The organism is Saccharopolyspora erythraea NRRL 2338 (assembly GCF_000062885.1).
GTDB lineage: Bacteria > Actinomycetota > Actinomycetes > Mycobacteriales > Pseudonocardiaceae > Saccharopolyspora_D > Saccharopolyspora_D erythraea.
The window spans coordinates 4,880,744-4,899,872 of sequence record NC_009142.1 but is presented as its reverse complement, the minus strand read 5'-3'; the positions used below and the strand labels follow the sequence as shown (position 1 = coordinate 4,899,872).

The following is a 19,129-nucleotide window of genomic DNA, read 5'->3' as shown; positions in this document are numbered from 1 at the left end:
GATGTTCCGCGCCGCCCACGGGAAGTGCCCCGCCAGGGCAGTCGACCGCCATGCGCAACTGCGATCGCGATGTCGTCGTCGAGGAGCCGCCGCGGCGTGCGGTGAGCCTCAACCAGAGCACGACCGAGATCATGCTCTCGCTGGGACTGCAGGACCGGATGGTCGGCACCGCGACCTGGACCGAACCCGTCGCACCGCACCTGGCCACGGCCAACGCGCGAGTGCCCCGGCTGGCGGAGAACACGCCTTCCTTCGAGGGCGTGCTGGCGACCGAGCCCGACATCGTGCTGGGCGCGTACCACGCCGTCTTCACCGACCAGCGCGTTGCCTCGCGCGACCGGTTCGAGCAGCTCGGCGTGCCGACCTACCTCTCGCCGAGCAACTGCCTGCCGGAGGAGGCGCCGCTGGGCAGGCCGACCGAGCTGGACGACATCTACCGCGAGGTCCGCGAGATCGCCACGATCTTCGGAGTGCCGGAGCGCGGGGAGGCCCTCGTCGCCCAGTTGCGGGGGAGGGTCGCGGCCGCCCAGGCCCGCGTGGCGGGGTTGCGGTCGCGCGACGAGCAGTCGGTGCTGTTCTGGTTCGCCAGGACCGAATCGCCTTACGTGGCCGGTGGCACCGGTTCTCCGGCGATCATGGCCCGAGCGCTGGGAGTGCGCAACGCCTACGAGGACGTGGCGTCGATGTGGCCCCAGGTCGGCTGGGAGGAAGTGCTGAGCCGGGAGCCGACGGTGCTGGTGCTCGGCGACCTCACCAGGGACCAGGAGGGCGACAGTCTCAAGTCCAAAATGGACTTCCTGCGCGGTGACCCCGCCGTGTCGCAGCTGGAGGCCGTGCGGCGGCAGGACTGGATCCCGATGAGCGGAACCGCGCTGAACGTCAGCATGCGCACCGTGGACGGGATCGAGGCGCTGGCCGACAAGCTCGTCGCCATGGAGCGGCAAGGGTGATCCGCACGCGGGCCGCTTGGCTGGTCGCGGGTGGCTTGCCCGTCCTGGCGCTCTCGATCGCGGTCGTGCTCACCCTCGGACCGGCCGACATCTCCGTCGGCGAGGTCACCGAGGTGGTCCGGGCGCGGCTCGGGCTGGGCACCACCGGCGTTTCCCGCATCGCGCAGGGCATCGTGTGGGAGCTGCGGATGCCCAGGGCGCTGCTGGCGGCGATCTGCGGCGCGGGTCTGGGAGTCTGCGGCGCGGTGCTGCAGTCGCTGCTGCGCAATCCGCTCGCGGACCCGTACCTGCTGGGGATCTCCTCGGGGGCGTCCACCGGCGCGGTGGTGGTCGCCGTGCTCGGAGCGGGTGCGGGCGCGATCGGGCTGGCCGCCGGTGCGTTCGCCGGCGCGCTGGTCGCCTTCGTCCTGGTGATGGCACTGTCCGCGCTCGCGGGCGGCGGCACGAGCCGCGTCATCCTCGCCGGTGTCGCGGGCAGCCAGCTGTTCTCCGCGCTGACCTCCTACATCGTCATGACCTCCGCCGACGCCCAGCAGACCCAGGGAGTGCTGTTCTGGCTGCTCGGTTCGCTGTCCGGGGCCAGGTGGGACGACGTCGCGCTCGCGGGCGCGGTTTGCGTGCTCGGGCTGCTGCTGTGCCAGTCGCAGGCGGGTGCACTGGACGCCTTCGCCTTCGGGCACGACTCGGCCGCTTCGCTGGGCGTGGCCGTGCAACGCGTTCGTGGGCTCCTGCTCGCGGGCACCGCGCTGGTGACCGCGACCCTGGTGGCCACCTCGGGAGCGATCGGATTCGTCGGACTCGTGCTGCCGCAGGCCGCCCGCTTCCTGGTGGGTACCCGGCACCGCGCGTTGCTGCCTGCCACCGCCGTGCTGGGGGCGGTCCTGCTGGTGTGGGTGGACGCGCTGGCCGGTGCCGTCGCCGCACCGCAGGAGGTCCCGGTGGGAGTCGTCACGGCGCTGGTCGGCGTACCGGCCTTCGCATTCCTGCTGGTGCGGAAACGGGGGATGTCGTGACCCTCGAAGCCCATGACGTGTCGTGGCGACTCGGCGGCGCCGTCATCCTCGACGGGATCACCGTCGAGGTCGAGTCCGGCGCGACCCTCGGGCTGCTCGGCCCCAACGGTTCCGGCAAGTCCTCCCTGCTGCGGTTGCTCGCGGGTCTGCGCCGGCCGTCGTCGGGCAGCGTCCTGCTCGACGGTGCCGAGATCGCGGGCATCGGCCGTCGTTCGCTCGCTCGCCGGATCGCGCTGGTCGAGCAGGAGACGAGCACCGAGCTCGACCTCACCGTCGCCGAGGTCGTCGCGTTGGGCCGCACACCTCACCGCGGCGCGTGGGCGCCCGCTAGCGCCGCCGACGTGGAGGCGGTGGACGACGCTCTCGCCCGCACCGACGCCACCGCGCTGGCGCGACGGCGCTGGCACACCCTTTCCGGTGGGGAGCGGCAGCGCGTCCAGATCGCTCGCGCGCTGGCCCAGCAGCCGTCGGAACTGCTGCTGGACGAGCCGACGAACCACCTCGACGTCGCCCACCAGTTCGCGCTGATGGAACTGGTGCGGCGGCTGCCGGTGACCGCCGTCGTCGCACTGCACGACCTGAACCTGGCAGCGTCGTTCTGCGACGCGTTGGTGGTTCTCCGGCAGGGTGAGGTCGTCGCCGCGGGGAGCCCGGCCGAGGTGCTCACCGAGGATCTGGTTCGCTCCGTCTACGGCATGGACTGCGAGATCAGCCGCCCGGACGGACGTCCGCACATCCGTTTCGTCGGCACCTCCTCGGTGCCGTCCGGCTGAAGCCGCGCGCCTCTCGTCATGCCCGGGGGTGCGGTGGACGGTCCTCCACCGCTCGCCGGACGGCCGAGACGAGGTGCTCGGCGCCGTCGACGAGGCCGGTGATGACCACGGCTTTTCCTCCGGTGGGTTTGATCCGGCAGTTCACGTCGCCGCCCAGCAGCCGTGCGAGCGCGGTGTCCTTGGCGTGGTCGGTGATGTCGGCGACGTCGTCCCACCGCACGGCACGCACTTCGCGGCCGCTGTAGGAGTGGACGAGGCCGCCTTCGTGGAGTTGGAACGACTCGCCGCGGCGGGCCAGCGACAACCATCCCTGCCAGCCGCCCAGGAGCAGCAGGCCGACACCGGCGCCGAGGCCCACGCTCGGCACGACGTCGTCGCCCGTGACCGAGTTCGCGTATGCGGGGATCGCCAGCACCACGAAGAGAACGGTGGTGACTAGCCCGACCACAAGGAGAACCGCGGCGATGCGGACGCGGCGGGCGCCGTCCACGGCGAAGCGGTCGACCAGCGCGCCCAGCCCGTTTTCCTCTCCCACGCGGACGAACACTATCCGCCGTGCCCCACTCCGGGTAGCGGCCAAGCGGCCGATATTGCGGTGTATGGCGGGGGTGGGCTGCTGCGCGGAGAACGTCAGTCGTCACCGAAGGGCATGTGCGGGCGGAAGGTGGGGATGCGGGGGAACAGCGATGCCGGCGGCGGGCCGGGCTCGCCGGACACGAGCCGGAGGACCACCTGCCCGTCGCGCGCGTCGGCGAGCTGCATGGCGAGGGTTCCGTCCACCGGGTCGGGTGCGGGCCGTGGTGCGGTGCTGCAGGAAGAGCCGTTCCCGCCGGAGTGGAAGGTCGAGATGCAGCCCGTGGACAGCGAGCCCGACGCGCTGCTGTCGGCGCCCTTCAGATCGAACTGGATTCCCGTGCCCTCCACGCGGTGGATGACGAGCTCGCCGAAACCGGCACGCCCGTCGAGCGCGAACGTGACCGGACCCGGTACGAGCACCTCGCAGTTGCCGTCCGCGCAGGCCGCGTAGTCGCGGCCGTCGGCAGCGGCGAGCGCGGGTGCGGGCTGCGACTCGGTGGTCGCGGTCGGGGCGGGGCCGTGCTCCTGCCCGGCGGACTGGCAAGCGGTCAGCGCGAACGCGCCCACGACCGCGACCAGACGACCACGACGGCGTCCTGCGTTGTAGTGCACGATCGGCCCCCATTCCGGCCCAACCTCGTGGGCGAGCAGGAGCCTACCGAGATGCCCGCGTTCCCGGAACGCCGAGCGGTGGTAACCGTTTCCGAGTGCTGATCAGACCTCCGGGCTGTGCGGGTCCAGGGTCTGGGGCGTCTGGATCGGCGTGGTGGCGAGGAAGTCGCGGAAGTCGTCCGGCGGCAACGGCGGGGAGAAGTAATAGCCCTGGTAGGCATCGATCCCGATCGCGCGGAGCAGGTGGTGCTGGGTGGCGTTCTCCACTCCTTCGGCGATGCACTGGCGTCGCATTGTCCGCGCCAGCTCGGCCACGGCTCGGGTGATGCCCAGGTTCGCGGGGTCGAAGCAGACCTGGCCGACGAACAACCGGTCCAGCTTGAGTATCTGCGTCGGCAGCTCGCGCAGGCGGGCGAGCGACGAGTAGCCCGTGCCGAAGTCGTCCATGGCGAACCGCACACCGGCGTCGACGAGCCTGCGCACGGCGCGTTGCGGTGTCGGCCCCAGCTCGGCGAGGACCGTTTCGACCATCTCCAGGACCAGGTTCTCGGGATCGGCGCCGGCTTCGTCGACGGCGGCGAGGACCTCCTCGACGAACTCCGGCCGGTCGGGGTGCAGGCCGCTGAGGTTGACGGCCACGGCGATGGGACGCCCGTCGGGGCGCCGCAGGCCGACGGAGGTGTGCAGCGCTTTCCGCAGGACGCAGCGATCCAGGCCGGTGAGCAGGCCGCCGCGTTCGGCGACCCCCAGCGCCACGTCCGGCGTGACCGGTCCGAGCTCGGGATCCGACCAGCGCAGCAGCGCCTCGGCCATGACGACCGCTCCGTCGTTGTCGATGATGGGCTGGTAGTGCAGGTCGATGCGGTCGTCGGCCAGCGCCTCGCGCAGGTGGTGTTCGAGGGTGAGCTGATCGGTGTGGGGCTCGGCGGGCCTGCTGCTGCTCTGCACGAGCTGCAGGCGCCCGTGGCTGCGGAAGCGGTTCTCGATCATCGCGGCCTCGGCGAGGCGCAGGATCTCGGTGATGGACGTGCCGTGGTCCTCCACCACGGTCGAGCCCACCGATGCCGAGACGTGCACCCGCCATTCCCGCAGCGGCACAACCATGCGGAACACGTTCCCGACGTGCTTGGTGAGGGCGTCGCTCCCGCCGACCGCGTCCACGTCGGGGCAGACGATGACGAACTGGTCGGCGTAGAAGCGGGCCGCCGTGCACTTCGGCGGTAGCTCGGTGGTCAGGCGATCGGCCACCGCCGCGAGCAACTCGTCGCCCGCCTCGTGCCCCAGGGCGTCGTTCACGCGCTTGAAGTTGTCCAGATCGCAGAACAGCACCGCGACCTCGCCGTCGGCCTCCGGGGACAGCAGCGAGGAAAGAACCTCCTCGAATCCCCGGCGGTTGAGCAACCCGGTCGTCCCGTCGTGGGTGGCCTGGAAGCTCAGGACCTCCGTGCGGCGGACCTGCTCGGTGACGTCGTGGAAGATCGCCAGCCACGAGCGGCCGCCCTCCGCGTCGACCGAGGCCTTGCTGTGCACCTGGCACAGGACCGGTTCGCCTTCCGACGTCGTGAGCACCCGGTGCGGGATCGGCCCACCGACGCCACCCGGAGAACGCAGCGGCGAGGTGCTGGGCAGCAGACCGCCGTTCCCTTCGTCGCTCGGGTGCAGGAAGTCGCGGTCCATCTTGTCCCGCAGCTGCGGCAACGGGCATGCGAGCAGGTCGGTGAGCGCCACGTTGGCGTCGAGGAGCCGCCCCGCGTCGTCGAAGAGGGCGATCCCGGTCGAGGCGAGCTCGAACAGGTCGGTGAACTGCCGCCGGGACGAGTGCTCGCGGACCTGCGCGGTGCTTTCGTCCCTGGTCACCTTGATGAAGCCGTCCAGCACACCGTCGGGGCTGCGCTGGGCGGTGATCACCACGTGCGCCCAGAAGCGGCTGCCGTCCTTGCGCACCCGCCACCCGCGGTCGATGAAGAAGCCGTCCTGGGCGGCCTGCTCGAGCTCCCACTGCGGGTAGCCGGACTCGGCCAGCTCGTGCGGGTAGAACACCGAGAAGTCCTTGCCGATGATCTCCTCGCTGCGGTAGCCCTTCACCCGCTGCGCACCGGCGTTCCAGCTCGCCACGCGGCCGCTGGCATCCAGCGAGAAGATCGCGTACTCGCGCATGTCCTCGGCGGCGAGGACCTTGGCCGCGCTGGCCTGCACGCCGTGGTCGTGGGGACCACCTGACTGTTCCGGATACACCCTGACCTCCTGGGAGGTTCGTCTCACACCCACCACGAGACTGCCCGGTTTGACCCTTTTCGATTCAGGCCGCGGCATTGGCCCGGGGCGGACGGCACGCACGCCACTGCTGTCCGCAGGCTACGTCGCGCAACACCGGCAACTCAGGCACCGTTCGCCCGCGACCGGCTCGGTTCCCCGGCTCCACCCTGCGACCGGTGCTTGCGGCTGTACATGCTCTGGTCGGCGGCGTGCAGCAGGTCGGTCCTGGAGGCCGACGGGTCGGCGGTGCTCGCGAGCCCGACGCTCGCGCGTAGCGGCAGCCGGATGCCGGACGCGTCGATCTCGGTGTGCAGGAACCGTTCGACGTGCCTGCGGAGCGCCTCCGCCGCCTGCTGGTCGGCCACCCGGCTGATGACGACGAACTCATCGCCCCCGAAGCGGCCAACGGTGTCGCCGGGGCGGGCGGCGCGCAACAGCGCGTCCCCGGCCGACATCAGCAGCTGGTCACCGACGAGGTGCCCGTGCCGGTCGTTGACCAGCTTCAGCTCGTCCAGATCGACCAGCAGCACGGCCAGCGCACCGCCGGTGCGCGGCAGCTCCGCCAGGCTCTGGTCCAGCCGGTCGGTGAGCAGGACGCGGTTGGCCAGCCCCGTGAGCGGGTCGTGCAACGCCAGGTGGGCCAGGTGGTCGTCGGTCATGCGCCCGTCGCCGATCTCCTCGTACTGGCCGACGAGGTAAGCGGCGCGGCCGTCGGGCCCGTGCACGGCGCTGATGCGGACGAACAGCCAGACGGGGTAGCCGAGCTTGTGCCGGAAGCAGGTCTCCAGCGAAGCGGTGTCCTTCAGTCCGTCGACCACGTCGGCGACCGCGGCGGTCGGGTCGTCGCCGGGATAGGTCAGGTCGGAAGGCTCCACGGCGAGCAGTTCCTCGCCGCGGTAACCGAGCTGCCTGCACAGCGCCGCGTTGACCTCCGTCCAGCGCCCCCGCGTGTCCAGCAGGGCCATGCCGATGGGGGCTCGGGTGAACGTCTGCTGCCACCGCGCCTCCGACTCGCGCCGTTCGGTGATGTCCTGGGCGTGCGTGGTCACGCAGACCGGCCTGCCGCCTTCGTCGCGGATCAGTGACGCGCACAGCAGCAACCAGATCACCGCGCCGTCGGAGCGCACGCAACGGAACTCGCGGCAGACCTCGCCCGACGGGGCCGCGATCACATCGCTGAGCAGGTCGGTGGCATCCCGGTCGTCGGGGTGGATGAAGTACTTCCGGTGGTTGCGCACGAGCTCGTCGGCGTCGCAACGCAGCAGCCTGCACAGCGCCCGGTTGACGTAGAGGAAACGCCCCTGCATGTCGAGCACGGTCATGGGCGACGCGGCCTGGTCGCAGACGGCGCGCCAAGGAACCGCGTCGGTGCCGGTTTGGCGCGGTAAGGGCATGGGACCGACGGTAGGCCCGCTGTTGGGGGCGGCATCGGCAGGTTAACTCTTGTGGGTTACCTGCTGCGCACGGTTTTCCGCGCGATTCCCGGCTGCCCCGGGCCGCGGAGGAGTGGGGACACGCCGCTGACCTCCGCCCGGCCGGAGGCCGTTCGGCTCACGGGGGCGGCGACTCGTGCGCCGGCCGAGTGCCCAGCACGAAGGCGAAGCGGTCGGTGAAACGCAGGACGTCGCCGGGGTGCTGCGCGCGGATGGTCTCGATGCCGCGTTCCAGTTCGTCGTCGTCGAAGGTCGACAGCACCGACATGCAGCGGCGGCGGATCCTGGCGAGGTAGCGCTCGGTGCCGTAGCGGTGCTGGAAGCGCGCCTCCGTGAGATCGACGTCGAGACCGGCGTGGCGGAGCGAGGCGGCGAGGTCGCCGGGCTCGGGCTGTGCGGCGGCGAAGCGGTCGAGCGCCTCGGCGAACAACGGGTACTCCAGGCGCGGCGGGAGTGTGACCACGAGCAGGCGTCCGCCGGGGCGCAGCAGGTAGGCCAGGCCGGCCAGCGTCCGGCGCGGGTCCCGGGCGTGGTGGATGGCTTCTTTGACCAGCACCGCGTCCAGGCCGGCGTAGGGCAGCACGGCGCTGCCCACGGCGATCTCCTCCATGGAGGCATGCACGCCGGTGACGCGCTTGTCGTGCGGCAGGTTGGCGAGCATGGCCGCCGACGAGTCCACGCACAGGATGGGCTGCTCGACCCCGCTGGCCTCGGCGAGCTGCGTGCAGAACAGGCCGGTGCCGCCTCCGACGTCGGCCACGCGGTCGGTGGGAGCCGGGGCCAGCCGCGAGGTGATCTGTTCGGTCATCCAGTTCAGGAAAGCCTCGCCGTGGGCCCACGTGTCGTCGTAGGAGTCGGCCAACCGCTCGTAATGGTCCTCGTGCATGGGCACCCCCGGTTCGCCGTCGCTTGCGGCTGGTGGGACCCGCATGGGTCGTCGCGCCGTGCAGCGCTGCCTGTTGACGATCCGGTGCTGGGAGTGTGCCACCGCCCGCACCGGTGCGCCGGGCGTGAGGGCGCGACACGGGCAGGTTCATCGGCCGCGTACCGCGAACGCATCGTCCTGGCGTTCACCGGGTACGCGGTGAACATGAGTGGAAAGCGAGTCGAAGGCAACCCGCCTTAGGGGCGGCGTGGGAGTCGACCGCCGACCGGGGAGGAAATGTCCTTGCGCGAACCGACGGCGATGCTGAGAACCCTGACCAGGGTTGCGTGCGCGCTCGATGATGCCGGAGTGGAGTACGCGCTGACCGGCGGCTGCGCCGTCTACGCGCGTGGTGGACCGCCTTCGGACCACGACGTCGACGTGCTGGTCCGGCCGGAGTCAGCGGCGGACGCCGTGGAGGCCATGCGTCGCATGTTCGGGATGCGGCCCGTCGAGCCGGAGGAGAGCTGGCTGACCAAGGTCTACGACGGCGACTGGCTGGTCGACGTCATCTACCGGCCCAACGAGAACACCGTCAGCAACGCCACCCTCGCGCGCGCCGAGCGCCTGCGCGTGGGGCCCGCGAGCATGCCGGTCATGCCGGCGACCTACCTGCTGACGGACAAGATCCTCGTCCTCGGCCCGCACCGGTGCGACTTCGCCGAGCCGTTGCAGTGGGCCCGGTCCCTGCGCGAGCAGATCGACTGGGCGGGCGTGCGGCGCGCGACGAGCGGTTCACCGTACACCGAGGCGTTCCTGTGGTTGTGCCGGCGGCTGGACCTCGTTCCCGCGGAGACGACGACGCAGAGGAGTGCGGTGATGTCACTGGACGCACGATCGCAGTACGTCGCCGAGCGCCTGAGCCGCGTGCTGGCGCAGGACCCTGAAATCGGTGAGCTGGGCGTGTCGGTCGAGGCCGATGGCGACGAGCTCCGGCTGGTGGGCGTGGTCAGCAGCCACGAGCAGCACGCGCACCTCGTCCGGGCGGCCTCGGACCACTCGGAGGGCCACCGGATCCGCGACGAGATCCGAGTGGTGGCAACGGTCGACACGAGTGCTGAGGAGGACGTGTCGTGATCCGCGTGGCGGCGGTCGGCGATGTGCACCTCGGGCCGGAGGACCACGGGCGGTTCCGCCCGGCGATGCTGGAGCTGGCCGAACGGGCCGACGTCCTGCTGCTGGCCGGCGATCTCACCAACCACGGCAGCGCCGAGGAAACCCGTGCGGTCACGGCCGAGTTCGGTGACCTGCCGGTGCCGGTCGTGGCGGTGCTGGGCAACCACGACCACCACTGCGACCGGCCCGAGGAGGTCACCGGTGCACTGCGCGAGGCCGGAATCCAGGTGCTCGACGGCGAATCCACCGTCGTGCCCGTGGGGCCGCGGGCGCTTGGAATCGCCGGCGTGAAGGGTTTCGGCGGGGGCTTCACCGACAACTGCGGCAGCTCCTTCGGCGAGCGCGTGATGCGCGAGTTCATCGACCACGCCAAGGATTCCGCCGCTCGGTTGGAGAACGCGCTGCACTCGCTGGACGCCGACTACCGGGTGGCGCTGACGCACTACTCTCCGGTGCCCGACACCCTGCAAGGCGAGCCGCGGGAGATCTATCCGTTCCTCGGCTCCGGTCTGCTCGCCGAGGCGATCGACAGCAGCCGGGTCGACCTGGCGGTGCACGGGCACGCCCACTACGGCAGCGAGCACGGCACCACGGCGGGCGGTGTGCCCGTGCGCAATGTCGCCAACCACGTGCTGGGCGCGCCGTTCAAGGTCTACCGGCTGGGTGTGGAGGACGAGCATTCGACTTCCGGCGAGGCGCGCGTGGAAGCTCGCGTGGGCGGAGCGGACCACAAGGGACGGTGATCTCCGCGAGAGCGGCTATCGCGTCGTCAGTGCGGTGACCAGTTCGTCCAGTCCGCCGAACTGCCAGTCGAAGACGTCGGAACTCGTCGGCGGGTCGCCGACCGGTCGCGGGACGTAGGCGGTGCGCATCCCGCTCGCCTGGGCCCCGCGGAGGTCCCAGGCGTGGGCCGCCACCATGAGCACGCGCTCCGCTGCGCATCCGGCCGTGTCGACGGCGAGCCGGTACACCTCCGGTGCAGGCTTGTAGGCATGGACGGCTTCGGCGGAGAGGGCCTGGTGCCAGCGCAGCCCGGCGTGTGCGTTGAGCCGCGGCAGCGCGGTGCGGCCGGCGTTGGACAGGCCCAGCACGGGAAAATGCCGCGCTAGTCGCTCGAGAGCGGGGACGGAGTCGCCCCAGGCAGGTAGGCGCCGCCCCGCTGTGGCAAGCCGGGCGATGGTCGCCGGATCGGTGAGTCCGGCGTGGTCGGCCACGCGTCGAGCGGCCTCCGCGTCGATGACCTCGCTGTTGGCGTACGCGCGATGCCCTTGCCCGATGCGTTGCTGCTCGAGCTCGACGTGCTCCTGCCAAGCGGCGAGCAGCTCGTCGACGGACGCGTCGCCGGAAGCGGGCACTGCGTCGCGGATCGCCGCTCGAAGCCCGCCGGGTTCGTCGACCAGTGTTCCGAGGACGTCGAAGACCACGACCTCGATATCGCGGATCTCGGCCATGTGATCTCCAGTTCTGACATGCGTCACCACCTTGACTGGTGACGATTCTTGCCGCCGGGTGCGTCACCGGTCAAGATGGTGACGTGGATTTCGCGTTCGTGAGCGGCAACCCAGCACTGGACCTGGCCGGAACCGTCGGGTCTCGCCGGGGTGAGCCCGTCGACGCCCTGACCGCGCCCGCGGACATCGAGCGGTGGGTGGCCGAATGCGACGAGCTCCCGAACCGCGTCACCGCCGACCTCGCCACCTTCGAGTCCGCGCTGTCGTTGCGAGAGGCGATCTACCGGCTCGCTCTTGATCGCGTGCTCGATCGGCCCTTCGATCCGGCCGGCCTTGAGATCCTCAACGACGCGGCCGCCGGTCCAGTGCCCGTGATCGAGCTCAGCGACGCCGGTCTGCACATGTCGGGGGACCTTCCGACGGTGCTCTCGCAGATAGCGAGGAGCGCTATCGCCGTGCTCGCCGATCCGCGTGCCTGTTTCAAGGAGTGCGGTCGCGCCGGCTGCACTCGCATCTACCTCGACCGCTCGCGCGGCGCCCGTCGCTCCTGGTGCGGGATGGAGGAGTGCGGCAACCGCGTCAAGGCCGCGGCCTACCGGGCCCGCAAGCGAGCTGCGACCACGGCTGAGGGGTCGCCCGGAGCGCTCTCAGGGCTGGGAAATCCGTGAAGCGATCCCCACGGAAGTAGCACGGGAGGAGGTGGTCGAACTTTCTAACATTTACGCGAACAATTCTCGCGTATTGGAAAGGGTGGCGATGGCACTCCCCGTGATCAGGTTCGTGCGGCCCCGCAAACTGTTCTCCGCCCTGGCGGTGTCCGCGCTCACCGTGGCGACGATGGCGGCGACCGCCGGCGCCGACGCTCCTCCGCCCCGGGCCGACGTGCCGGTGGACGCCACCATCGAGGTCGGAGCCGGTGAGGTCTTCGACGGCGAGGGCGACCGCTACTACGGCGTCGGCGAACTCGGCGACGGCGGCCAGGGCGAGGACCAGCCCGCCATGTTCGAGCTGGCCGACGGCGCCACGCTGTCCGACGTGGTGATCGGCGCACCCGCCGCCGACGGCGTGCACTGCCTCGGCACCTGCACCCTGCGCAACGTGGTCTGGGAGGACGTCGGCGAGGACGCGGCCACCTTCAAGGCCGAGGACGCGGGCGCGACGATGACCGTCGAAGGCGGCAGTGCGGCCCGGGCCGACGACAAGGTGTTCCAGCACAACGGTGCCGGCACGGTGATCATCCGCAACTTCGCCGTCTCCGACTTCGGCAAGCTGTACCGGGCCTGCGGGAACTGCGGCAACAACCCGCAGGAGCGGCACGTGCGGCTGGAGAACGTCAGCGCGACCGCGCCGGGGGACAGCCTCGTCGGCATCAACGTCAACTACGGCGACACCGCGACGTTCAGCGGCATCACCGTGGCCGGCGACCGCGAGATGGAGATCTGCGGCTGGTACGAAGGCGTCACCGACGGCGAACCCGACCACGTCGGCAGCGGACCGAGCGACCAGTGCAGGTACGACCCGGACGGCATCAGCTACGAGTGAGCGGCTTGGTGATCGCTGGGCGCGACGCGTTCAGGACGTGAGTTCCCGTTCGATCCAGCGGCAGACGACGTCGACGACGTAGGCCTGCTCGTCCCTGGTCAGCTCGCGGTCCGTCGGGACGTCGTGCCAGCGTTGCAGGCACGTGCGGCAGCAGGTCGCGGTCGCGTGCTGCGCGACGAACACCGGATGGCCGCGGTACGGCGTTTGCTTGCCGTCCTTGTGCGGTGCCGCGGGTGCCAGGCGCTTGAAGATCAAGTCCCGCGCGTGCAGGCGCAACGTGCGGATGTCGCGCAGTTCGGCGGTCGCCCGGTCGCGCCCGCGCAGGTGGAACTTCGCCCGGAACGGCTGCCGGGCGATCGCGTCGATCCGTTCGTCGATGTCATCCATCCGGTTCCCACCGCCCTCGTCGGGTGCTCAGGCGCTCCCGATTGTCGGACCGCCGGCGGCGGGCGTCAGAGGTGCGTCACGCCTCGGGCCACGGTGACCGGTCAGCGGCACGTCCCCTGGGCGGGTGCGAGTGCCCAGGGGAAGGCGGTGGCGCTGGAGCGGGCGCCTTGGGCGGCGCGGGACCGGTTGGGCTCGCCGAGCTCGTCGAGCAGCTCGCCGGAGAGCTCGACGAGACGTGCGAAGGCGGCGGGTGTGAGCCAGTCCGGGCGCAGGGCGAAGAGCAGGTCCTCGGTGGCGGCGTTGCCACCGGCGCCCGGCGCGAACGGGCAGCCCCCGAGCCCGCCGAGCGCGCCGTCGACCTCGCCTGCCCCGGCCGCGGCGGCGGCCAGGGAGTTGGCCACGCCGAGGCCCCAGGTGTCGTGTCCGTGGTAGACGATCCGGCGCGGGGGCGAGTGCTGGGCGATCCTGCTGATCAGGTCGGTGACCTGCGCCGGGACGGCCTGCCCGAGGGTGTCGCAGACCACGATGTCGGCGGCACCGGCGGTGCGCGGGTCGGTGGCGATGTCGAGCACCCGCCGCGCGGGCACGTAGCCGTCGAAAGGGCAGGTGAACGCGGTGGCGACGCACAGCTGGATGCGTCCGCCCGCGTCGCGGGCGTGCTCGACCGCCTTTGGCATGGCCGTGAGGCTGTCCTCTGTGGACCTTCCGAGGTTGGCCTGGTTGTGCTTGTCGGATGCGGAGAGGCAGTACTGGAAGTTGACCGCACCGGCCTGCGCCGCGCGTTGCACGTGGCGCGGAGTGGCCACCCAGACCCAGCAGCGGGCCAGCTCGTCGGCGGTGAGCTCTTCGACGACTTCGAGGGTGTTGGCCATGGAGGGCACCAGATCGGGGCGCGCCAGGGAGCCGATCTCGACGCTGGGGACGCCGAGCCGCAGCAGCTCGCGGACGACCGCTGCCTTGCGTTCGGTGGGCAGCTGCTTGCCGGTGAGTTGCAGGCCGTCCCGCAACGTCACGTCGCGGAGGGTCGTGCGGGGCTGGAACGAGTGGCCGGTGGTCACCTGCGCACCTCCTGGTTTGCTGCGTCCGCGATCTCGTCGGGGTCCAGTCCCAGCAGCGAGCGGAGGACTTCGTCGGTGTGCTCTCCGATTCCCGGTCCGGGCGAGCGGAGCGGCAGCGATGCGCGGCCGATGACCGGTACGACACCGGGGAACCCGATTTCGGCGGGCTGCCCGGAGCCGGTGTCGACCTCGAGGGTCTGGATCATCCCGCGCGCCCGGTACTGCTCGTCGGCGCAGATGTCGGCGGCGGTGTAGATCGGCCCGGCGGGGACTCCGGCGGCATCGAGGGCCTCCAACACTTCCGCGCGGGTGTGCGCGCTGGTCCACTCCTCGATCGCGCCGTCGAGTTCGTCGCGCCGCGCCCACCGCCCCGCGTTGGTCCGCAGGTCGGGTTCGTCGGCGAGGTCGGGCCTGCCGATCGCGTGCATGTACCGGCGGAAGATCGAGTCGCCGTTCCCGGCGATGACCACGCTGGTGCCGTCGAGGCAGCGGTAGGCGTTGGTGGGCGCGATGCCCTCCATCCGGCCGCCGGCCCGCTGCCGCTGCACGCCGTGGGCCAGGTAGTCCGGCACGAGCGACTCCATCACGGAGAAGACCGCTTCGTGCAGAGCGACGTCGACGACGCGCTCGGCCAGCGGCCGGCTCTCGGTGTCGCGCGCCATCGATCGGCGCAGGAGCGAGACCACGATGCCGAAGGCGGCGTGCATGCCGGCGATCGAGTCCCCTATGGACACTCCGACGCGCGACGGCGGACGGTCGGGCTCGCCGACCAGGTCGCGCATCCCGCCCATCGCTTCGGCCACCGCGGCGAAGCCGGGCCGGCCGGCCAGCGGACCGGTCTGGCCGAAGCCCGAGATGCGCGCCAGGACCAGTTCCGGGTTGGCCGCCTCCAGCGTCTCGGGGCCCAGCCCCCACTTCTCCAGCGTGCCGGGCCGGAAGTTCTCGATGACGACGTCGCAGTGGCGCACCAGCTCCAGCACGATGTCGCGCCCGCGCGGCTCCTTGAGGTCCAGCGCGACGGACTTCTTGTTGCGGTTGACGGTGTGGAAGAGCATCGAGACCGACCCCGCGTAGAGCCGCCAGTTCCGCAGCTCGTCACCGGTTTCCGGGCGCTCCACCTTGATCACCTCGGCGCCGAAGTCGGCCAGCATCCGCCCGGCCGTGGGAGCGGCGATGTAGTTGCCGAGTTCGAGGACGCGCACGCCTTCCAGCGGGAGCGGGGTGCTGTCGTTGCGCATTGTTCCCCCTTCTTCGATCGGGGTCCGGGCGCCGCCGGTCACACGACGAGGCTGAGCGCCAGGACCGGGCCCATCGCGACGACCGAGGCGACGGAGACGCCCGCGGAGCAGGTCTTGAGGGTGCCGCGGGTGGTCTGGCCCAGCAGTGACTGCAGGAGCCAGAAGGTGTTGCTGGTCAGGTGGACCATGAACAGCGATCCGGCGCCGGCGGCCAGCGCGATCAGCACCGGGTTGAGGCCGAGCACCGGGGCCAGCGGTGCCAGCAGTCCGGCCGAGGTGATCGCCGAGATCGTCACCGACCCGACCGCGATGTGCAGAACGGCCGCCATCAGCCAGACCAGGACCAGCGGGGCCCAGCTGTCGGCGGAGAAGTGCTTGCCGAGGATGTCGCCGAGCCCGGTCTGCTCGATCACTCCGGCGAGGCAGCCGCCGACACCGTTGAGCAGCAGGATCTGGCCGCTGTCGCGCAGCCCGCGGCCGAGCGACTCCTCGACGGCGGGCCTGCCGATGAACCGCGTGCCGATGAAGCAGGTGCCGACCAGGCCGAGCATCAGGGCCACGACCGGGCTCGACACGAATGACACCACCGGGTTCTTCCAGTCGAGCACGTCGGCCAGTGCTCCCGCGGCGATCAGCACGAGCGAGACGAGCAGCGGCGTGAACAGCAGCAGGAGAGGGGCCTGGTCCCGCGTGCTGGACGCCGCGAGGGTGCCGGGCCCCTCGCTGCGGACCGGCGCGGCGGGAGCGGAGGCGGTGTCGGGCAGCGGCAGTTCGTCGACCTCCGGCTTCCACCAGCCGCGGGTGAGCGCGAACGTCATCACCGAGATCGAGATCGCCACGGTCGGGATCACCACGACGAGCCCGTAGAACAGGTAGGTGCCGAGCGGGACGTGCAGCAGCGCGGCCAGCGCCAGGGCGCCGACGCCCGGCACGGTGAACACGATTCCGCATTCCAGCCCGATGGCCAGCGCGGTGGCGATCCGCGCGGTGCCATAGCGGCCGAGCTTTCCTGCGATGGCCCTGGCCAGCGGTGCCGAGATCACCAGCAGCACGTCGAGGAAGATCGACTGCAGGAAGGTGGCGAGGGTCAGGGCCATGGCGTGCGGGATGCGCCGCGGGCCTACGGCGCGCATCAGCGCGTCCACCAGCCGCTCGATGGCGCGCAGGTCGCGCAGGACGGCTCCCATCAGCACCCCGAATGCGATGAGCAGGCCGATCTCGGCCATGATCTCGCCGAAACCCTCGGTGATCGCGGTGACCGTCTTCTCGGCGCCGAGACCGGCGGAGAGCCCGAGGTAGCAGGAGCCCAGGACCAGGGCTACGACCGGGTTGAACCTGAACTTGACGATCAGCACCACGATGGCCGCTACCGCGACGGCGGTGTTGATCAGGATTGCCGTGTCAGACATTCGCGCGTCCGTTCTTCCGTGCTCCGTTGCACTTCGCTGCGCGCACTCGGCCACAACGATACCCGCATTATGGGCACCTACCCACGATGTGAGTCAATACAAGATCGGAAGTGTCCCGCTCGTCGAGGAGGGCTGAGCAGTGGTGCGAACACGCGCCGTCTGCGGCGGCCCGAACAGGGGCGACCGGAACAGGAAAGCGCGCGTGTCAGGCGTCGAGGCAGTCTCGTCCGAGGAGGGTCTGCGAAGGCGTTCAGGAGGGGTAGCGGCCACCGATCGCGCGGGTGATCTGCTCGGCGTGCTCGACCAGCGTGTCCACCCACTCGACGCACTTCTCGGCGGGCATGCGCAGGGTCGGACCCTGGATCATCAGCGCCCCGACCAGGTCGCCCGCGGAGTCGAACACCGGAGCCGCCAGCCCGGAGGCTCCGTCGATGCGCTCGCCGACGGTGATGGCGTAGCCCTCGGCGCGGGTCTGCTTGAGCAGCCTGCGGAGCTCGTCGCGGTCGGTGATCGTGCTGTCGGTCAGCTGCGGCAGCTCCTCCTGCAGCACCCGCTCGGCCAGCTCGGGGTTCCACGCCAGCAGCACGCGCCCGGACGAGCCGACGGGGATCGGCGCGATCTTGCCCACCGACATCTCCCGGCGCAGGGCGTGGTGGGTCTCGGCGACCGCGACGCACACCCGCTGGGTGCCTTCTGCGCGGAAGAAGCACGCCGTCTCGCCGGTCTGGTCGCGCAGGTCCTTCAGCACCGGGTTGACGACCTCGAGCACGTCGAGGTCCTTGGCGGCGGCGCCCGCCCAGTAGGCCATCCGGACCCCGATCCGGATCTTGTCACCCGCGCGGTCGAGGAACCCGTGGGCGACCATGTTGGTGACCAGGCGCTGTACGGTGGACGCGGGCAGCCCGGTCCGTTGCTGGATCTCACGAAGGGTCATCGACGACCGGGCGAGGGTGAACGCGTTGAGGATCTCCGCGATCTTGCCCAGGACGAGCAACGGGGCCTGCTTGGTGCCGGTCCCCGTCTCGGTAGCGTGCGGCGCGGGCTCGTCTCGGGCAGCCATGCCCCGAAGATACGGCAGGAGGAGATCTGGTGAGCGAGGTCAGCGAGTCCGGTGTGGTGGGCGCTCCGGACGTGGAGGCGGCGGCCGGCCGGTTCGCGGGCGTGATCGGGCCGAGCCCGCTGCACCGCAGCGAGCGGCTGTCCGAGCGGTACGGACTGGACGTCTGGCTCAAGCGCGAGGACCAGCTCGCCGTGCGTTCGTACAAGGCGCGCGGCGCCTACAACCTCATCGCCCAGCTCTCGCCCGAGGAGCGCGAGCGCGGCGTGGTCTGCGCCAGCGCGGGCAACCACGGTCAGGGGGTGGCCCTGGCGTGCGCCTCGCTGGGCGTGCGCGCCCGGGTCTACCTGCCGAGGACGACGCCGCGGCAGAAGCGCGACAAGGTCCGCTCGTTCGGCGGCGAGCACGTGCGGATGATCGTCGAGGGCGACACCTACGACGACGCCGCGGCGGCGGCCAAGCAGTACTCCTACTCGTCGGGAGCCACGTTGATCCCGGCCTTCGACGATCCGCGCACGATCGCGGGACAGGGCACCGTGGTCCGGGAGGTCGTCGAGCAGCTCGGCCGCACCCCGGACGCGGTGGTGGTCCCGGTCGGCGGCGGCGGGTTGCTCGCGGGCACCATCGCCTGGCTGCGCGAGACCCACCCGGAGGTGCGGATCATCGGCGCGGAACCCGCGGGCGCGGCCAGCATGGCCCTCGCGCTGGACGCCGGGCGCCCGGAGACGATGACCGACATCGACCCGTTCGTCGACGGCGCCGCGGTGCGCACGGTCGGCGCCCACACCTATGCGATCACCGCGTCGCGGAAGCCTCGGATGGTCGCCGTGCCCGAGGGTCGCATCTGCGTGGAGATGCTCGACCTGTACCAGTCCGACGGCATCATCAGCGAACCCGCGGGCGCGCTGGCCGCGGCGGCGCTGGACTCCGGCCTCGGTCTCGAACCGGGCGCGACGGTGGTCTGCGTGCTCTCCGGCGGCAACAACGACGTCAGCCGCTACGCCGAGATCGTCGAGCGGGCGCTGGTGTTCCAGGGCCGCAAGCACTACTTCCTGGTGGAGTTCCCGCAGGAGCCGGGTGCCCTGCGCGGGTTCCTCGACGACGTGCTCGGCCCGGACGACGACATCACCCTGTTCGAGTACGTCAAGCGCAACAACCGCGAAACCGGTCCGGCGCTGGTCGGCATCGAACTCGGCGCACCCGAGGATCTCGAGCCCCTCCTGCGGCGGATGGAGAAGGTCCCGCACCGCGTCGAGCGCGTGCCACCGGACAGCCCGCTGTTCACGTTCCTCGTGTGATCCCCTCCGGGGACCTCGATCCTCGCCGGGGTGCG

The 19,129-nt window shown here is 71.1% G+C and carries 19 protein-coding genes; 8 read left to right on the top strand and 11 right to left on the bottom strand.

Annotated features, from left to right (window positions below; genetic code table 11):
• Positions 1-50: 50 nt before the first annotated feature.
• The 3 genes from SACE_RS21215 to SACE_RS21205 are packed head-to-tail and all read left to right on the top strand — an operon-like array spanning position 51 to position 2,736.
• The gene (locus SACE_RS21215; protein ID WP_009942834.1) at positions 51-950 is read left to right on the top strand and encodes an ABC transporter substrate-binding protein; all 900 of its coding nucleotides are present in this window, start codon (positions 51-53) and stop codon (positions 948-950) included.
• On the top strand, positions 947-1,963 hold the full coding sequence (locus SACE_RS21210; RefSeq protein ID WP_009942836.1) for a FecCD family ABC transporter permease: 1,017 nt from the start codon (positions 947-949) through the stop codon (positions 1,961-1,963). Before SACE_RS21215 ends, SACE_RS21210 begins: the two co-directional genes overlap by 4 nt.
• Positions 1,960-2,736 (top strand): ABC transporter ATP-binding protein, encoded by a 777-nt coding sequence (locus SACE_RS21205; RefSeq protein WP_011874325.1) that lies wholly within the window; start codon positions 1,960-1,962, stop codon positions 2,734-2,736. The genes SACE_RS21210 and SACE_RS21205 overlap by 4 nt, the downstream gene beginning before the upstream one ends.
• Positions 2,737-2,752: 16 nt before the next feature.
• Here the strand turns inward: SACE_RS21205 and SACE_RS21200 are convergent, their stop codons facing one another.
• From SACE_RS21200 to SACE_RS21180, 5 genes are all read right to left on the bottom strand, one after another.
• Positions 2,753-3,271 (bottom strand): hypothetical protein, encoded by a 519-nt coding sequence (locus SACE_RS21200; protein WP_011874324.1) that lies wholly within the window; start codon positions 3,269-3,271, stop codon positions 2,753-2,755.
• 95 nt (positions 3,272-3,366) lie between these two features.
• On the bottom strand, positions 3,367-3,924 hold the full coding sequence (locus SACE_RS21195; protein ID WP_011874323.1) for a hypothetical protein: 558 nt from the start codon (positions 3,922-3,924) through the stop codon (positions 3,367-3,369).
• Between the two features lie 102 nt (positions 3,925-4,026).
• Positions 4,027-6,159, bottom strand: coding sequence for a putative bifunctional diguanylate cyclase/phosphodiesterase (locus SACE_RS21190; RefSeq protein ID WP_009942840.1), 2,133 nt, complete (start codon positions 6,157-6,159; stop codon positions 4,027-4,029).
• A gap of 143 nt (positions 6,160-6,302) precedes the next feature.
• Positions 6,303-7,574, bottom strand: a complete 1,272-nt coding sequence (locus SACE_RS21185) for a GGDEF domain-containing protein (RefSeq protein WP_021341682.1) — start codon at positions 7,572-7,574, stop codon at positions 6,303-6,305.
• A gap of 157 nt (positions 7,575-7,731) precedes the next feature.
• A complete protein-coding gene (locus SACE_RS21180; protein ID WP_009942843.1) occupies positions 7,732-8,499 on the bottom strand; it encodes a class I SAM-dependent methyltransferase in 768 nt (255 codons plus the stop codon).
• 282 nt (positions 8,500-8,781) lie between these two features.
• Here SACE_RS21180 and SACE_RS37815 point away from each other — a divergent pair, with 282 nt between their 5' ends.
• Both SACE_RS37815 and SACE_RS21170 read left to right on the top strand, forming a co-directional pair.
• Positions 8,782-9,615, top strand: a complete 834-nt coding sequence (locus SACE_RS37815; protein WP_011874321.1) for a hypothetical protein — start codon at positions 8,782-8,784, stop codon at positions 9,613-9,615.
• The gene (locus SACE_RS21170) at positions 9,612-10,397 is read left to right on the top strand and encodes a metallophosphoesterase family protein (RefSeq protein WP_009942845.1); all 786 of its coding nucleotides are present in this window, start codon (positions 9,612-9,614) and stop codon (positions 10,395-10,397) included. The genes SACE_RS37815 and SACE_RS21170 overlap by 4 nt, the downstream gene beginning before the upstream one ends.
• 15 nt (positions 10,398-10,412) lie before the next feature.
• Here SACE_RS21170 and SACE_RS21165 read toward each other — a convergent pair whose 3' ends face one another.
• Positions 10,413-11,105: a haloacid dehalogenase type II gene (locus tag SACE_RS21165; RefSeq protein ID WP_009942846.1), complete on the bottom strand. Its 693-nt coding sequence runs from the start codon at positions 11,103-11,105 to the stop codon at positions 10,413-10,415.
• 83 nt (positions 11,106-11,188) lie between these two features.
• Between SACE_RS21165 and SACE_RS21160 the strand changes: the two genes are divergently transcribed.
• The gene (locus tag SACE_RS21160) at positions 11,189-11,773 is read left to right on the top strand and encodes a CGNR zinc finger domain-containing protein (RefSeq protein ID WP_009942848.1); all 585 of its coding nucleotides are present in this window, start codon (positions 11,189-11,191) and stop codon (positions 11,771-11,773) included.
• An 88-nt stretch (positions 11,774-11,861) separates the two neighbouring features.
• Entirely contained in the window at positions 11,862-12,647 is a 786-nt protein-coding gene (locus SACE_RS21155) for a pectate lyase (protein ID WP_009942849.1), read from the top strand.
• Positions 12,648-12,677: 30 nt separating this feature from the next.
• Here the strand turns inward: SACE_RS21155 and SACE_RS21150 are convergent, their stop codons facing one another.
• From SACE_RS21150 to SACE_RS21130, 5 genes are all read right to left on the bottom strand, one after another.
• Complete coding sequence (locus SACE_RS21150; RefSeq protein ID WP_009942850.1) at positions 12,678-13,034, bottom strand: DUF4186 domain-containing protein; 357 nt, start codon at positions 13,032-13,034, stop codon at positions 12,678-12,680.
• 101 nt (positions 13,035-13,135) lie between these two features.
• Entirely contained in the window at positions 13,136-14,092 is a 957-nt protein-coding gene (locus tag SACE_RS21145; RefSeq protein ID WP_009942851.1) for a beta/alpha barrel domain-containing protein, read from the bottom strand.
• Entirely contained in the window at positions 14,089-15,330 is a 1,242-nt protein-coding gene (locus SACE_RS21140; RefSeq protein ID WP_009942852.1) for a CaiB/BaiF CoA transferase family protein, read from the bottom strand. Before SACE_RS21140 ends, SACE_RS21145 begins: the two co-directional genes overlap by 4 nt.
• Positions 15,331-15,368: 38 nt before the next feature.
• Positions 15,369-16,739 (bottom strand): GntP family permease, encoded by a 1,371-nt coding sequence (locus SACE_RS21135; protein ID WP_009942853.1) that lies wholly within the window; start codon positions 16,737-16,739, stop codon positions 15,369-15,371.
• A gap of 250 nt (positions 16,740-16,989) precedes the next feature.
• Positions 16,990-17,799, bottom strand: a complete 810-nt coding sequence (locus SACE_RS21130; protein ID WP_009942854.1) for an IclR family transcriptional regulator — start codon at positions 17,797-17,799, stop codon at positions 16,990-16,992.
• A 29-nt stretch (positions 17,800-17,828) separates the two neighbouring features.
• Between SACE_RS21130 and ilvA the strand changes: the two genes are divergently transcribed.
• Positions 17,829-19,094: a threonine ammonia-lyase IlvA gene (ilvA, locus tag SACE_RS21125; protein WP_009942856.1), complete on the top strand. Its 1,266-nt coding sequence runs from the start codon at positions 17,829-17,831 to the stop codon at positions 19,092-19,094.
• The last annotated feature ends 35 nt before the right edge of the window (positions 19,095-19,129 follow it).

What these genes read in the sequence shown, in the direction of transcription:
- SACE_RS21215 (WP_009942834.1), top strand. Translation starts at nt 51, where the DNA reads ATGCGCAACTGCGATCGCGATGTCGTCGTCGAGGAGCCGCCGCGGCGT.
- SACE_RS21185 (WP_021341682.1), bottom strand. Translation starts at nt 7,574, where the DNA reads ATGCCCTTACCGCGCCAAACCGGCACCGACGCGGTTCCTTGGCGCGCC.
- SACE_RS21180 (WP_009942843.1), bottom strand. Translation starts at nt 8,499, where the DNA reads ATGCACGAGGACCATTACGAGCGGTTGGCCGACTCCTACGACGACACG.
- SACE_RS21165 (WP_009942846.1), bottom strand. Translation starts at nt 11,105, where the DNA reads ATGGCCGAGATCCGCGATATCGAGGTCGTGGTCTTCGACGTCCTCGGA.
- SACE_RS21155 (WP_009942849.1), top strand. Translation starts at nt 11,862, where the DNA reads ATGGCACTCCCCGTGATCAGGTTCGTGCGGCCCCGCAAACTGTTCTCC.
- SACE_RS21150 (WP_009942850.1), bottom strand. Translation starts at nt 13,034, where the DNA reads ATGGATGACATCGACGAACGGATCGACGCGATCGCCCGGCAGCCGTTC.
- SACE_RS21140 (WP_009942852.1), bottom strand. Translation starts at nt 15,330, where the DNA reads ATGCGCAACGACAGCACCCCGCTCCCGCTGGAAGGCGTGCGCGTCCTC.
- SACE_RS21135 (WP_009942853.1), bottom strand. Translation starts at nt 16,739, where the DNA reads ATGTCTGACACGGCAATCCTGATCAACACCGCCGTCGCGGTAGCGGCC.
- SACE_RS21130 (WP_009942854.1), bottom strand. Translation starts at nt 17,799, where the DNA reads ATGGCTGCCCGAGACGAGCCCGCGCCGCACGCTACCGAGACGGGGACC.